The 13,552-nt window shown below is 59.1% G+C and carries 15 protein-coding genes; 11 read left to right on the top strand and 4 right to left on the bottom strand.

What is annotated here, in order from left to right; all coding sequences use genetic code 11:
* Positions 1 to 78: 78 nt before the first annotated feature.
* The gene (locus BR48_RS0101960) at positions 79 to 2,184 is read left to right on the top strand and encodes a molybdopterin oxidoreductase family protein (protein WP_027229771.1); all 2,106 of its coding nucleotides are present in this window, start codon (positions 79 to 81) and stop codon (positions 2,182 to 2,184) included.
* A 30-nt stretch (positions 2,185 to 2,214) separates the two neighbouring features.
* Here the strand turns inward: BR48_RS0101960 and purN are convergent, their stop codons facing one another.
* Positions 2,215 to 2,826, bottom strand: a complete 612-nt coding sequence (gene purN, locus BR48_RS0101955) for a phosphoribosylglycinamide formyltransferase (RefSeq protein WP_027229770.1) — start codon at positions 2,824 to 2,826, stop codon at positions 2,215 to 2,217.
* Positions 2,827 to 2,834: 8 nt separating this feature from the next.
* Positions 2,835 to 3,911, bottom strand: coding sequence for a phosphoribosylformylglycinamidine cyclo-ligase (gene purM / locus BR48_RS0101950; protein WP_036813171.1), 1,077 nt, complete (start codon positions 3,909 to 3,911; stop codon positions 2,835 to 2,837).
* 173 nt (positions 3,912 to 4,084) lie between these two features.
* Between purM and BR48_RS0101945 the strand changes: the two genes are divergently transcribed.
* Genes BR48_RS0101945 through hdaA form a run of 3 tightly spaced genes read left to right on the top strand, consistent with a single transcriptional unit; the run spans position 4,085 to position 6,538 of the window.
* Positions 4,085 to 4,627 carry a CDP-alcohol phosphatidyltransferase family protein gene (locus BR48_RS0101945; RefSeq protein WP_027229768.1) on the top strand — a complete coding sequence of 181 codons (543 nt, stop codon included), beginning with the start codon at positions 4,085 to 4,087 and terminating at the stop codon, positions 4,625 to 4,627.
* Positions 4,614 to 5,813 carry an AI-2E family transporter gene (locus tag BR48_RS0101940; RefSeq protein ID WP_027229767.1) on the top strand — a complete coding sequence of 400 codons (1,200 nt, stop codon included), beginning with the start codon at positions 4,614 to 4,616 and terminating at the stop codon, positions 5,811 to 5,813. The genes BR48_RS0101945 and BR48_RS0101940 overlap by 14 nt, the downstream gene beginning before the upstream one ends.
* 32 nt (positions 5,814 to 5,845) lie before the next feature.
* Positions 5,846 to 6,538, top strand: coding sequence for a DnaA regulatory inactivator HdaA (hdaA, locus tag BR48_RS0101935; RefSeq protein WP_027229766.1), 693 nt, complete (start codon positions 5,846 to 5,848; stop codon positions 6,536 to 6,538).
* A 65-nt stretch (positions 6,539 to 6,603) separates the two neighbouring features.
* Here hdaA and BR48_RS0101930 read toward each other — a convergent pair whose 3' ends face one another.
* A complete protein-coding gene (locus tag BR48_RS0101930) occupies positions 6,604 to 7,005 on the bottom strand; it encodes a hypothetical protein (RefSeq protein ID WP_027229765.1) in 402 nt (133 codons plus the stop codon).
* Between the two features lie 18 nt (positions 7,006 to 7,023).
* Complete coding sequence (locus tag BR48_RS0101925) at positions 7,024 to 9,471, bottom strand: arylsulfatase (RefSeq protein WP_036813168.1); 2,448 nt, start codon at positions 9,469 to 9,471, stop codon at positions 7,024 to 7,026.
* Positions 9,472 to 10,083: 612 nt separating this feature from the next.
* On the opposite strand from BR48_RS0101925, the gene BR48_RS25370 reads away from it, so the two are divergent.
* The 7 genes from BR48_RS25370 (at position 10,084) to BR48_RS0101890 (ending at position 13,265) form a co-directional block, all read left to right on the top strand.
* Positions 10,084 to 10,770 (top strand): hypothetical protein, encoded by a 687-nt coding sequence (locus tag BR48_RS25370; RefSeq protein WP_155810790.1) that lies wholly within the window; start codon positions 10,084 to 10,086, stop codon positions 10,768 to 10,770.
* Positions 10,770 to 11,225: a hypothetical protein gene (locus BR48_RS26560; RefSeq protein WP_245273342.1), complete on the top strand. Its 456-nt coding sequence runs from the start codon at positions 10,770 to 10,772 to the stop codon at positions 11,223 to 11,225. The genes BR48_RS25370 and BR48_RS26560 overlap by 1 nt, the downstream gene beginning before the upstream one ends.
* Positions 11,226 to 11,593: 368 nt before the next feature.
* Positions 11,594 to 12,019, top strand: a complete 426-nt coding sequence (locus BR48_RS23570) for a hypothetical protein (RefSeq protein ID WP_036813164.1) — start codon at positions 11,594 to 11,596, stop codon at positions 12,017 to 12,019.
* A 2-nt stretch (positions 12,020 to 12,021) separates the two neighbouring features.
* Entirely contained in the window at positions 12,022 to 12,318 is a 297-nt protein-coding gene (locus tag BR48_RS0101905; protein ID WP_197030325.1) for a hypothetical protein, read from the top strand.
* A complete protein-coding gene (locus BR48_RS23565; protein WP_051614475.1) occupies positions 12,315 to 12,674 on the top strand; it encodes a hypothetical protein in 360 nt (119 codons plus the stop codon). The genes BR48_RS0101905 and BR48_RS23565 overlap by 4 nt, the downstream gene beginning before the upstream one ends.
* Before the next feature lie 7 nt (positions 12,675 to 12,681).
* Positions 12,682 to 12,900 (top strand): hypothetical protein, encoded by a 219-nt coding sequence (locus BR48_RS26525; protein WP_036813721.1) that lies wholly within the window; start codon positions 12,682 to 12,684, stop codon positions 12,898 to 12,900.
* Entirely contained in the window at positions 12,900 to 13,265 is a 366-nt protein-coding gene (locus tag BR48_RS0101890; RefSeq protein ID WP_197030324.1) for a DUF1515 family protein, read from the top strand. Before BR48_RS26525 ends, BR48_RS0101890 begins: the two co-directional genes overlap by 1 nt.
* The last annotated feature ends 287 nt before the right edge of the window (positions 13,266 to 13,552 follow it).

Here is a 13,552-nt window from a genome sequence, read left to right as displayed (position 1 = left end):
TGATGGGGCGCGGTCAAGCTTGTCACCAAGACAAAAAGCGGCATTTGTGCCGATGTGATTTTGCGCTATGGATCGGACATGAACAAAGCTGTCCTTCTTCGCACCGGCCATTCCGCATGCCCCCACGACTGCCCGTCGACCTGCGCGCTCGATGTGGAGGTTCTCGACACGGGCCATATCGGGCGGGTGCGCGGCGCCAAGGAAAATACCTATACGGCCGGCGTCATCTGCGCCAAGGTCGCCCGCTATGCCGAGCGCATCCATCATCCGGAGCGGCTTTTGAAGCCGATTATCCGCGCCGGCGCAAAAGGCGAGGGGCTGTGGAAGGAGGCGAGCTGGGATGCTGCGCTCGACCTCGTCGCCGAACGGTTCCTCAAGGCTGAGGCAAAGTACGGCTCGGAAACCGTGTGGCCCTACTACTACGCCGGCACGATGGGGCTTGTGCAGCGCGACTCGATCCATCGCCTGCGCCACGCCAAGAAATATACCAACCAGTTCGACAGTATCTGCACCAATCTCGCCTGGAGCGGCTTTTATGCCGGCACCGGCAAGCTTGGCGGCGTCGATCCGCGCGAGATGGCAAAGTCGGATTGTGTCGTCATATGGGGCACGAATGCCGCAGCGACACAGGTCAATGTCATGACCCATGCCGTGCGCGCCCGCAAGGATCGCGGTGCAAAGATCGTCGCCATCGACATCTATGAGACCGCGACGGTGCGGCAGGCCGATCTTGGCCTCGTGCTCAAGCCCGGCACCGACGGAGCCTTCGCCTGCGCCGTCATGCACGTGCTCTTTCGCGATGGCCTCGCCGATTGGGACTATCTCAATACCTATACGGACGATCCGAAAGGACTTGAACAGCATCTCAAGGATAAGACGCCGCAATGGGCCGCGGCGATCACCGGCCTTTCAGTTGCAGAAATCGAAGAATTCGCCCGTCTTGTCGGCACGACCAAGAGGACGTTCTTCCGCCTTGGCTATGGATTTGCCCGCCAGCGCAACGGCGCAGTCAATATGCATGCGGCGCTGTCGATCCCTGCCGTCACCGGCGCCTGGAAATTTGAAGGCGGCGGCGGCTTCCATTCCAATTCCGGCATTTTCCGTATGGACAAGCGCGAGATCGAGGGGCGGGCCTTTGCCGATCCCTCGATCCGCCACATCGACCAGTCCCGCATTGGCCCCGCATTGACTGGCGACGCATCGGCGCTCTATGGCGGACCTCCCGTCACCGCGATGCTGGTGCAGAATACGAACCCCGCCAATGTCGCGCCCGAGCAGCGGCTGGTGAAACAGGGCATGCTGCGCGATGACCTCTTCATGGCCGTGCATGAGCAGTTCATGACAGATACGGCAAAGCTCGCCGATGTCGTGCTGCCAGCGACGATGTTCATGGAACATGACGACATTTATCGTGGCGGCGGCCAGCAGCACATCGTGCTTGGGCCAAAACTGATCGACGGACCCGGCGAGACACGCCCCAATCTTTTCGTCATCAACGAACTGGCCACGCGGCTCGGCGTCGCACACCTGCCGGGCTTTGATCTCGATGCAAAGACCCTAATCGACAATATGATGGCGGCGAGCAGTCTGCCGAGCTTTGACGCACTCAAGGCCATGCGCTGGCTCGACATCCAGCCCGACTTCGAGACCGCGCATTACGAAAAGGGCTTTGCCTGGCCGGACGGCAAGTTTCGCTTCAGGCCGGATTGGGTGAATGGACCGTCGCCCAACCGTCCGCCGCAATCTATGGGGCTGCAGGGGCCTTACAGCACGCTGCCGACATTTCCGGACTATTGGGAAGCGATCGAGGTGGCCGATGAAAAGCACCCGTTCCGGCTGGCGACATCGCCCGCGCACAACTTCCTCAATTCGACTTTTTCCGAAACACCGACCTCGACCGCCAAGGAACAGCGTCCCGAACTTCTGATTCATCCGGAAGACGCTGCGGCGCTCGGCATTATCGATGGCGCGCGCGTCGAGATCGGCAATGAACGCGGCGAAGTCATTCTGCGCGCTCGCGTCGAAGAGCGGACGAAGCGCGGCGTCGTTATCTCGGAAGGTATCTTCGCCAATTCCGCCTTCGAACGCGGCGAGGGCATCAACGTGCTGACCGGCGCCGATTCACCGGCTCCCAACGGCGGCGCGGCTTTTCACGACAACAAAATCTGGGTGCGGCTGGCCTGAACCGGCCGCGCGCTTGCGGAAAAGCGAAGCCTAGTCGCTGAAAACGGTGCGCCCTTCGTGCATCGTAGCCTTGCCGCTGGCAACCAGCGCAAGCGCACGAGCATAGGTTTCGTGCTCGACGGATAGAACGCGCTCCGCCAAGGTCGCCGGCGTGTCGCCGGACTTTACGGCAACTGCGGTCTGGGCAATGGCCGGACCCTCGTCCATGCCTTCGGTGACGAAATGCACGGTGCACCCATGCACACGCATGCCGGATGCGAGCACCTGTTCGTGGGTGTGAAGCCCCCTGAAGAGCGGCAGCAAGGAAGGGTGGATGTTGAGCATCCGGCCTTCCCATTGCCTGACGAATTCCGGCGAGATCAGCCGCATATAGCCGGCAAGGCAGACAATATCGGCGTTTGCCGCATGGAGCGCGGCGGAGACCGCGGCCTCGTGCGCTGCCTTGGAGATAAAATCGCGATGTGGGATGGCGGTCGCTTCGATCCCTTCGGCCCGCGCGGCCGCGAGCCCGGCGGCCTCGGCCTTGTTGGCGATGACGACAACGATTTCCGCCGGATAGTTGGGCACCTTTGCTGCTTCGATGAGGGCGCTCATATTGGAGCCGCGCCCGGAAATCAGGATCGCCACCCGCTTCTTCTGCATTCCGGCGCTCACAGCGCCAGCTTACCCTGGTAGACGACGCCCCGATCGGCACCAGCCACCATGGCTCCGAGGCGCACCGCATCTTCGCCCTGTGATTTCAATGCGGCGAGTACCGCGTCGACATTCTCAGGCCCGACGACTGCGATCATGCCGATCCCGCAATTGAAGGTGCGCAGCATTTCATCGCGCTCGACGCCGCCGGTACTGGCGAGCCAGGAGAATACGGACGGAACCTTGATCGCGGAAAGATCGATGCTGGCGGTCAAGTGCTTCGGCAGCACGCGGGGAATATTGTCCGGGAAGCCGCCGCCGGTAATATGGGCGAGCGCCTTGATCGCCTTTGTTTCGCGAATGGCTGCAAGGAGCGGCTTTACGTAAATTCGCGTCGGCGTCAGCAATGCTTCGCCAAGCGGCGTACCGGATTTGAACGGTGCATTGTCATCCCAGCCGAGCCCGGAAAGTTCGACTATGCGGCGCACCAGCGAAAAGCCGTTGGAATGAACGCCCGAAGAGGCAAGTCCGAGAATGACATCGCCTTCGACGATGTCGCCGGACGGCAGCAGTTCGTTGCGCTCGGCCGCGCCGACGGCAAATCCAGCGAGGTCATAGTCGCCGTCGCGATACATGCCCGGCATTTCCGCCGTTTCACCGCCGATAAGTGCGCAGCCGGCCTGCAGGCAACCTTCGGCGATGCCGCTTACGATCGCGGCGCCCTGATCGGGGTCGAGCCTGCCGGTGGCGAAGTAGTCAAGAAAGAACAGCGGCTCCGCGCCCTGCACGACGAGATCGTTCACGCACATGGCAACGAGATCGATGCCGACCGTGTCGTGGACACCGGCATCGATGGCAATCTTCAATTTGGTGCCGACGCCGTCATTGGCCGCCACCAGGACCGGATCGGTGAAACCTGCCGCCTTGAGGTCAAAAAGGCCGCCGAAGCCGCCGATTTCACCGTCGGCGCCGGGCCGCCGCGTCGAGCGCACGATCGGCTTGATCTTTTCGACGAGCAGATTGCCGGCATCGATGTCGACGCCTGCCTGCGCATAGGTGAGGCCATTCTTGCCGGCTTGGTTCTTGTCACTCATCGTCAGCTCCGGATTTTGATGGCGAAATGGCACGACTCACGCGTGGCTGCAAGAACTTATGCCGGCAGCGACGGAGAAAACGCCACTTATTGACACTTTGCCCCGCGCAAGCACTTGAGCGTCAGCTTTCATCGCTCCATGTAGAGCAGAGAAGCATGCCTTGAGGAAGACGCGTGACCATTCCCAACTACATCACCATCTTCCGTTTTATTCTGGTTCCGTTCATCGTCATGGCGCTGTTGTCCGGCTACGTCGGAGCAGCTCTTGCTGGATTTATCGTTGCCGGTGTTTCGGACGGTGTCGACGGGTTCATCGCGCGCCGCTACAACCAGAAATCCGACCTTGGCGCCTATCTCGATCCGATTGCCGACAAGGTATTGCTCGTGTCGCTGTATGTGGTCCTTGGTTTCCTCAAGGAGTTGCCGGTCTGGCTCGTCGTCATTGTCGTTTCACGAGATATCTTCATCATTGGAGCGGTGGTGCTCGGCACTGTCATTGACAGGCCGGTCGCAATGCATCCATTACTGGTCTCAAAGGCGAATACCGTATTTCAAATCATACTCGTCGCGGTGACGCTTGCCGATATTACATTTGATTATTCATTTACTGGCATCCGCGCCGTGCTCACCTGGGGCGTTGCCCTCTTGACCGTAGCTTCCGCGACTGCCTATCTCGTCGCCTGGACAAAACACATGGCTGGATATGACAAAGACTGAAAGCAAGGGCGTAGTCACGACCAAGACACAGGCGATCCCGGTCGAAATTCCCGATCGTGACATCCATGTGGAAGTTGAGGTCAATACGCTTGCCAGCAGCGTGCGCCGTCAGGCGGTGTTCTGGACAGCCGCTCTCCTTTTCCTCGGCCTTTTCCTCTATATGTTCTCCTCCATCCTGCTGCCATTTGTGGCAGGCATGGTGCTGGCCTATTTCCTGGATCCCGTGGCGGACCGGCTGCAGCGGCTCGGCCTGTCGCGACTGCTTGCGACGGTGGTCATCCTTGTTCTTTTCATCGTGACATTCGCGCTGCTCCTTATCATCCTCGTGCCCGTTCTCGCTTCTCAGATGAGCGATTTCATCGCGCGCCTGCCAAGTTACGTGGCGCGCCTGCAGGAATTGATCGCCAACCGCGATTCGCAATGGCTGAAGAATTTCATCGGCGTAGACGCCTCGGTCATCCGCAACAGCCTCGATTCGCTGCTGCAGCAGGGCGCGGGTTTCCTGACCACGCTGCTGCAATCGATCTGGAGTTCGGGCAAGACGCTGATCGATGTCTTTGCGCTCTTCGTCGTCACGCCCGTCGTGGCATTCTACATGCTGCTTGATTGGGACCGGATGGTTTCCAAGATCGACAATCTGGTCCCGCGCCAGCACGTCTATACGATACGTGCCATTGCCCGCGACATGAACAAGGCGATCGCCGGGTTCGTTCGCGGCCAGGGCACCGTCTGCCTCCTGCTCGGCGTCATCTATGCCGTCGGTCTCACCATTGTCGGGTTGAACTTCGGCCTTCTTATTGGCCTCTTTGCCGGCCTGATCAGTTTTATTCCCTATGTCGGATCGCTGGTCGGCCTTGTTGTTGCGCTCGGCGTGGCCATGGTTCAGTTCTGGCCCGAATGGGGCCATATTCTCGGTGTTGCCATAGCGTTTGGCGTCGGCCAGTTCATCGAAGGCAATATTCTTCAGCCGAAACTCGTCGGTTCGTCCGTCGGCCTGCATCCGGTATGGCTCATGTTCGCGCTGTTCGCATTCGGCACGCTCCTTGGTTTTACCGGTATGCTGATCGCGGTACCGACAGCCGCTGCCATCGGCGTTCTCGTGCGGTTCATGATCGGACGCTATCAACAATCCCCGCTCTACACAGGCGACTACCCCAAATCCGATGAGCCCAAACAATTGAGGTGACAGGGCAGGAGAGCTGGCTGTATTTCATCGCCATGACCAGCACTACTTCGCCCCGCCAACTCCCGCTCGATCTCGGCCATGAGCCGGGATATTCCCGCGACGACCTTATCGTGTCCTCATCCAATATGGCGGCCGTGGATATCGTCGATCGCTGGCCGGAATGGATTGCGCCCGTCGTGGTGCTCGCAGGGCCGACCGGTTCAGGCAAGACGCACCTTGCGGCAATCTGGAAGGCCGAGGCCAATGCCCTCGTCGTCGATCCGCGACGGATTGGCGCGGCCGCGGGCGAGGCAGGTCCATTCCTCATCGACGATATTGGCGACGCCCCAATCGACGAAGCCGGTCTCTTCCACCTCATCAATAACGTCCGGCAGAGCGGCTCAAGCCTGTTGATGACATCGCGCAAATGGCCGGCCAACTGGCCGGTGACGCTGCCGGACCTTGCCTCGCGCCTGAAGGCGGCGACGACGGTGGAAATCGGCGAGCCCGACGACATACTGTTGTCCGGCGTCCTCTACAAGCTTTTCGCCGACAGGCAGATTGCCGTCGAACCCAGCGTAATCGGCTTTCTTGTAAGTCATATCGAGCGATCGCTCTCGACGGCAAATCGGATCGTTGAGCGGCTGGACAGGGCAGCTCTTGAGCGCAAATCGAAGATAACGCGCGCGCTCGCCGCCAGCCTGGTGACGGCTATCGACGAAGGGCAGGCCGCTTTCGATCTTTAGGGTCGAAGATGGTCTTACCGAGCCCGGACACGATCGATAAACGCATTATCTGTTGCCCACGACCCTCAAGCGGTGTCGCGGGAAGGTGCCAAAATAAATGCGAGACACCAGCCAGCGATCGCAAGGTGGGCGATAGCGACTGGCCAGAGGCCGATGCCGGATAGTCCATGGCGGAACGCCGCCAGCATCAGAACTGCGGAGACACCGAAATTATAGACAAGCATGGCCGCGACCAGCCCGCGCGCGGCATCGCTCGCCGCGTCGGCGCTTACCCGCCAGCAAGCAATGCCAAGGGCGAGCAGCGCTACACCGGCTACACGTGCGACCGTGGCAGCGGTCGCATCGAGGCCGGTGCCGAGGAGCAGTTCGACGAGCATTGCAGGCGCAACCAGCAGCGCCACTCCGGTCGCGCCCTCGGCCGCAGCCATCACGGAAAGAAGCGGCTTCGAATCTACGAGCCCCGGCATTATCGTTTGCCCCTTTCTCTACTGCCCGAGCTTGAAGGTCACTTTGTCGATCGTTCCCGTAAACTTGAACGGGGAATCGTAGCGGTATTCGATGAGCGCAACTCCGGTGCGGGTATCGAGGCCAACATCAAAACTCTCATCCTCGGGGAAGGTAACCGGAATGGTGTGATCCATGGTGTTGCTGGCAACTTCCTTGCCATCTACTGAAAGGACGCCGGTCCCGCCCGTGCCGAGACCTTTACCGTCCGATTTGAAATCAAAGACAATTGTGTGCTTGCCGGGTTCCAGTTCCGGGCCTTCCCACATGGTCCGCTTGAGGTCGAGAAGGTTGTAGAGAAACACGATCTTGCCGCGACCGACGCCGAATTCGCCTTTGCTCAGGAACAGACCGTAGCCGCCGAACCTTCCGCCCTCGGTGACGATCATGCCTTCGGCACCGCCTGCGGGTATCTCCACGTCAGCACTGATGGTGTAGGACTTGTTGAGCGTGCCTGGCGCGGCACTCGCCGGAACGCCGCTTAGTTCGCCAGAGTAAGTAAATTCCGTTCGGCCGGCCGTGAGACTTGGCCGCGGCGTGTTCCATCGCGAAAGCGTCGAATTGTCGAGCGGCAGGACGTCATACTTCGTTGCCTCCGCATAGAACAGGTCCTGGAGTTGCTTGAGCTTGTCCGGCATGGCTGCCGCAAGATCGTTGAACTGGGTCGGATCCTCGTCGACATTGTAAAGCTCCCATTTATAACCGGATATCACATCGGGCGGCGTTGCGGTGCTGAGCTCCCATGGCCGGGTTGCAGGCGTTGTCGCCGCGACCCAGCCATTGTCGTAGATGGCGCGATTGCCGAGCATTTCAAAATACTGCGTCGTGTGCCGGGTCGGCGCGGTGGCGTTTGCCTTGTCCCACGTATACAGCATGCTCGTCCCCTCTATGGGGCGCTGCTCGATCCCGTTGACCGTTTCGGGCGCTGAGATGCCGGTTGCTTCGAGCAAGGTCGGCACGATATCGATGACATGATGGAACTGGCGTCGGATACCGCCGACGTCCCCAATGTGGCCGGGCCAGGACATGGCGACGCCTTGTGAAGTGCCGCCGAAATGCGATGGCACCTGTTTGACCCATTTGAATGGCGTATCCATCGCCCATGCCCAGGCTGCCGCATAATGCGGGAACGTTCGCTCGGATCCCCAGAACGGATACCAGAGATACTGGTCCTTTACGGGCACGTCGACGCCGTTGAAGGTGGTGAACTCGTTGGGCGTGCCGTTGAGCATGCCCTCGGCACTCGCGCCGTTATCGCCGCCGATATAAATGATCAGCGTGTTGTCCAGTTCGCCGAGGTCTTCGACCGCCTGGATAACCCGGCCAATCTCGTTGTCGGCGTAGGCAAGGTATGCTCCATAGACATCCGCTTGCCTGATGAAGAGCTTCTTCTCCTCCAATCCAAGCGAATCCCATTCGGGCAGTTCCTTCGGCCAGGGCGTCAGCCGGGCGTTGTCAGGCATGATCCCGAGGCGCTTCTGGTTGGCGAAGATGGTCTCGCGAAGCTTGTTCCAGCCCTCGTCGAACAGGTGCAAGGCGCTGATCTTCTTGATCCATTCCGGCGTCGGGTGGTGCGGGGCATGCGTGGCGCCGGGCACGTAATAGACAAAGAACGGCTTTTCGGGCGCGATTTCCTTCAACTGCTTCATATACTGGATGGCTTCGTCAGCCATTGCCGTTTCGAGGTTCCAGCCGGGGTTGCCTTCGAACGGATAGATGGCCGTGGTGTTGCGAAAGAGGTTCGGCTGCCATTGACTGGCGTCGCCGCCGACGAACCCGTAGAAATAATCAAAGCCCATCCCTGTCGGCCACTGTGTAAACGGGCCTGCCTGACTCGACTGGTAGGAGGGCGTGTTGTGGTTTTTTCCGAACCACGACGTCGCGTAACCGTTCTCCTTGAGGATTGTGCCGATCGTCGCCTTCTCGATTGGAATGATTGAATCATAGCCCGGATATCCGGTGGCTATTTCGCCGACCACGCCCGCACCGACCGAGTGGTGGTTGCGGCCCGTTATCAATGCCGCGCGTGTCGGCGAACACAGCGACGTCGAGTGGAAATTGGTGAAACGCAGTCCCGCATTGGCGATCCGGTCCATCGCCGGCGTCGGTATGACGCCACCAAAGGTGCTTGGAGCGCCAAAGCCCTGGTCGTCCGTCATGATCAGGAGGATGTTGGGCGCGCCTTTCGGGGGTACGACGCGCGGCGCCCACCAGGGTTGCGAGTCCGCAGCCTTTTCCTTGATGATACCGCCGAATTGGGGCGGTGGTGGGGGAAGTTGCTTGCCGTCGATCGTGGTCGTGGCCGCCGGCGAACCCGCTTGCCCGCCCACCGATTGCGCGAAAGCTGTCGGGTAACCAATTCCAGTCAGGGCGGTAAACCCAATGGCGGCAATGAAGGCGCGAGAGACGTGCAGATAGCGAGAGCGCATGGAACCCTCCTCTTGGCCACGCGAAGCAAGGTCCTCGTGAGGGCGCAATCACCTGAAGCGATTGCGCCACAGGGCCGCACCCCATTCCGTGATACTTGCAACGCGTGGAGTGTCAGCGTCGCCAAGTGGCCTGTAAAGTACATTACTGTAACCTACAGTTCGACGTCGTAGGCGCTGTCAGGTTTAGAATCCATTGCCTGATTTTGTGCATCAGGCGGACGGTGGGTTGAGACTTTTGGCGGCACAACGCGCCACTGCAACCCGTTAATTTCGTTTGCGGACACGTCCGGTAAAGTACTGAAGGATGCAGGCTACACCTATGCGTCTTTAAGCGGCGGCTGGCGCAATAAAATCCGTAATGGTCGTTTCGATCTTTGGGATGTTGGTTTGTCCATGACGTCAACCGGCTACTTTGCTGACAATGGGTGGAGCAATGACCACGCATTGGGATCGAAGACTGTCAGTCGCCAATCGTTTCCGATCGGACAAACTGACGTCCCCGGTAACCCCAGATACTTCTCTCGTACGGTGCGAACGTCCGCGGGTTCGGCCGGGTCCTATTGTATGAAACGTCAAGCGATCGAGAACGTTTTTACATGCCAGGGTCAAAAGGTGACCATCAAGTTTTGGGCAAAAGCCGATGCACCCAAAACAATCGCGTTCCAGTTGTCGCAATATTTCGGGACCGGCGGTTCACCGTCATCGCTGTTGAGTGTGGATTTGCGTCCGATTGCACTGACTACGGCGTGGCAAAAGTTCGCCTTTACAGTCAACGTTCCCAGCATTACCGGCAAAATCCTCGGAACGAACGGCAATGACGCTTTGATGCTCGATTTTTGGTTTGATGCGGGCACAGGGTTTCCCGGACCCAATGGCATTGTCGGCAATCTTTCGGGCACCTTCGATATTGCCGAAGTGGAATTGGTCGAGGGTGACGCCACCGACGAATTCGGGCCGCTCGAAGTCCGCCCGCTCGGTATCGAGTATCTAATCGGCCAGCGTTACATGCACTGGATGGATAGTTCGGAGTCGGCGTTCAAGAACTTTGCGTCGGGGTTCTTTTCGGCGACAAACACCGCAATTTTCCAGCTGATCCACCCTGTAAAGATGCGTGCGGCTCCGTCATTTTTCAGCGGTGGCGCTGCCTCATTTGGTGGGACGGCTCTTTCACAGGACGTCCCTGGTCGCGATGTTTCCCGCCTTAATCTCACTACGACCGGCACCGTTGGGCAGGGCATTAATCTTCAGGCCAACAACACAACCGGAACGTTCCTCTACTTCCTTGCGGAGATTACATGATGGGTATTGAATTTGCGCGGTATATGGAAGCCGGTCAGATTTTCGCGATCATCGAAGGGATGGAGTGTTCTTTCCCTGACGATGTGAGCGAACAGCAAGTGCGGGATCCAGAAACCGACGAGCCGACAGGCGAAACCATTCGAGTTAGCGCCAACCCACAGCGGCAAATGGTGCTCGATTGGGAAGCGGAGGGCAACACCATAGAGCCCTACTCGGCCCCCGTCACCATCCCCGATCGCGTCTCGCGCCGGCAGTTCCGCTTGCAATTAATTGACGTGTGCCTGCTTTCAACGGTCGAAGGGTGGATTGCGACACAGGACGAGCGCACGCAGGCTGCCTATGCCGATAGCGGCACATTTCTGCGCAGCGATGAAATGCTGCAAGCGGGTTTCTCGGCGCTAGGGTTTACGACCGAGCAGATCGACGCGTTTTTCACTGAAGCGGCTGAGCTTTGACAAATGGCCCAACCTGCCGACTACGCAATACATGAGCAGGTCGGGCCGGTTGACGTTGGCCTATCAACCAATGGAAGCGTGCGCTGCCATGGTTAAAATATGGTGAAGCCTCGTTTGGGATCCTAGTAGCGCGCCAGCCATCTTGGTTGGATTTTTTGAGCCCTTGCTCGACAAACCTCGTGCCTGCGGCGTGAGGCTCGACGTTGACGGGGTACAGCGCTTTCTCGCCAAGCCTCGGGCCAGAGGTTGGGCTCTCCGACTTTGCCCAACGCCACCAACCTTCGCAAGTTCGGCTCTAAATCGAACTGCCTAGTCGGCCTAACGTGCGCATCGCGCCGCTGAATCACCTCAATACTAAGGAAACTGAAATGCCCTTCTTTGGATCAAAATCCAAAGCGGCTCTGGCTAAGTGCCATCCGCTTTTGCAAGACATTGCCAATGAAGCAATCAAAGAAATCGACTTCATGGTGATTGATGCCACGCGCGGCCGGGTTGAGCAGGAGCGGGCCTTTGCCGGCGGCAAGAGCAAAGCTCGGTTCGGACAGTCGGCGCACAACTACGTTCCGGCCATCGCGTTCGATCTCTTCCCGGCTCCCTACGATTGGAACAACAAACAGGCGTTCATCGACCTTTATCGGGTGATGATGCGGATCGCCAAGGCAAGGAATATCCCGCTGCGCAGTGGTCTTGACTGGAACGGTGACGGCAACTTCGCCGACGGATGGGACGCTCCGCATTACGAACTCGACCCTTGGCGCAAGTGGGCAAAGAACTCGAAGCTGTACGAGGGTTGATGATGATCGATCCTGACGCATGGCGTGTTCGGCGCAGCCTGGTCATCGGCACCATTCTTTGGTGCGGTGGCATTGTCACCTACATCACTCTTGCCGGCGGCGAGAGTTCGCTTCGCGAGACAGTTGCCGTGGGCGCGCTCACGCTGGCTGGCAGTACGCTCGGCTCCTATGTCTTCGGCGCGATCTGGGATGACCAGAACAAGCGGCGGTTCGGTGCTGGCGGCCGCCGGGTTGAAACGCGCGTCGAGGAGGTCACTCCAGCGGCACCAGTAGCTCCGATCGCGGAGGAGGGGCCATGACAATCCTCGAAGCCATCAAAGCCGCAATCTATGCGCTGGCCGGGGCAGCCTTCGCGTCAGCATTCTATTCGCTCGTCATCATTCCCATGGAACGAAACGACGCCCGGCGCGGCTATGTAGCCGAGGCCCGGGCAACTGCTGCAGAAGCGAAGGCCGACAAGATGGAGCGGGAGCGCAAGGCCGATCAAATCGTAATCGACGCCTACCAGGTCCAATTGAAAAACGCTCGGGCCGCCGAGGCGGAGAAAGTCCAACAGCATGAAACGGAGATTGCGGATTATGAGGCGAAACTTAGGGCCGCTGGCCGCTCCTGTCTTGTTGACGATGCTGATCGCGACTGGTTGCTCAAGCCTTGACAAGCAGGTGCACGATGCAGCGACGGTGCAAGGTGAAGCGCGAGCCGATCGCAACCTCCCGACTTGGCCGGACGATTGCCGCAAGATCGAACCACATGCGCCGGTTGTTGTCGGCGCAGAAGCCCTGTCAGGCTGGAAGAGGGAACGACAGGCACTCGACAGGGCAAACGCGCGGGTGAAGCGCTGTGCGGGCTTCTACGACGATTTGGCGGGAAAGCCGCGATGATGGGCGAGCTCAACCTGAACGATATCTACAAATCCATCGGCATCCTGACCGCAGAGGTTCAGGGCCTGCGCCGCGATATGGAAGCCTCGGAGCGACGGGCCGCACTTGAAAATCGCGAAGCCGACGAGAAACGCGCCATTGTTCATCGGCGGATCGATGAGATGGTCAGCGAGGTAGGTGATATCAAAACCGATATTGCCACGATTACCGAGCAGGTGAAGGACAGCAAGATTGTGACCGACGAGGTTCGCAAATGGAAACTGATGGGTCTAGGTGCACTTGGCGTCGTTGGGATCGGCGGTACCGCGCTCGGGGTAAGCATTGCCAATTCGTTTGAATGGGTCTCGCGGCTGTTCCATAGATAGAAAACGTTCTGCCGGTATTGGAGCTATCTATGAGATCGATCCATCTGTCCCCATCCGAAATCCCCAAATCGCTGACGGCAAATCCCTGCGCTTGCTGTCCCTAGAAGGATGGCGCGTAATGGGTTTGGCGGCTATCCAAGCTGTGAGGTTCGGTGGTTGACGAAACGCAGTCTAAGACACTGCCTACGAGCCTTTACCGCTTTTCTCGCCTGAGGCAACTATGGGTTGTGAAATCGCTGAATCGCCTTTGTGCATCTTCACCCATTCGTCCCGAGGATACAACCTCA

It is taken from the genome of Phyllobacterium sp. UNC302MFCol5.2 (assembly GCF_000686005.1).
In the GTDB taxonomy this organism is placed as follows: domain Bacteria; phylum Pseudomonadota; class Alphaproteobacteria; order Rhizobiales; family Rhizobiaceae; genus Phyllobacterium; species Phyllobacterium pellucidum.
This window is presented reverse-complemented; position numbering and strand designations above follow the sequence as displayed.

Bases quoted from the DNA above. Each gene is read 5' to 3' on its own strand.
- BR48_RS0101960 (WP_027229771.1), top strand. From the start codon at position 79: ATGAACAAAGCTGTCCTTCTTCGCACCGGCCATTCCGCATGCCCCCAC.
- purN (WP_027229770.1), bottom strand. From the start codon at position 2,826: ATGCAGAAGAAGCGGGTGGCGATCCTGATTTCCGGGCGCGGCTCCAAT.
- purM (WP_036813171.1), bottom strand. From the start codon at position 3,911: ATGAGTGACAAGAACCAAGCCGGCAAGAATGGCCTCACCTATGCGCAG.
- BR48_RS0101940 (WP_027229767.1), top strand. From the start codon at position 4,614: ATGACAAAGACTGAAAGCAAGGGCGTAGTCACGACCAAGACACAGGCG.
- hdaA (WP_027229766.1), top strand. From the start codon at position 5,846: ATGACCAGCACTACTTCGCCCCGCCAACTCCCGCTCGATCTCGGCCAT.
- BR48_RS0101930 (WP_027229765.1), bottom strand. From the start codon at position 7,005: ATGCCGGGGCTCGTAGATTCGAAGCCGCTTCTTTCCGTGATGGCTGCG.
- BR48_RS0101925 (WP_036813168.1), bottom strand. From the start codon at position 9,471: ATGCGCTCTCGCTATCTGCACGTCTCTCGCGCCTTCATTGCCGCCATT.
- BR48_RS26560 (WP_245273342.1), top strand. From the start codon at position 10,770: ATGGGTATTGAATTTGCGCGGTATATGGAAGCCGGTCAGATTTTCGCG.
- BR48_RS23570 (WP_036813164.1), top strand. From the start codon at position 11,594: ATGCCCTTCTTTGGATCAAAATCCAAAGCGGCTCTGGCTAAGTGCCAT.
- BR48_RS0101905 (WP_197030325.1), top strand. From the start codon at position 12,022: ATGATCGATCCTGACGCATGGCGTGTTCGGCGCAGCCTGGTCATCGGC.
- BR48_RS23565 (WP_051614475.1), top strand. From the start codon at position 12,315: ATGACAATCCTCGAAGCCATCAAAGCCGCAATCTATGCGCTGGCCGGG.
- BR48_RS0101890 (WP_197030324.1), top strand. From the start codon at position 12,900: ATGGGCGAGCTCAACCTGAACGATATCTACAAATCCATCGGCATCCTG.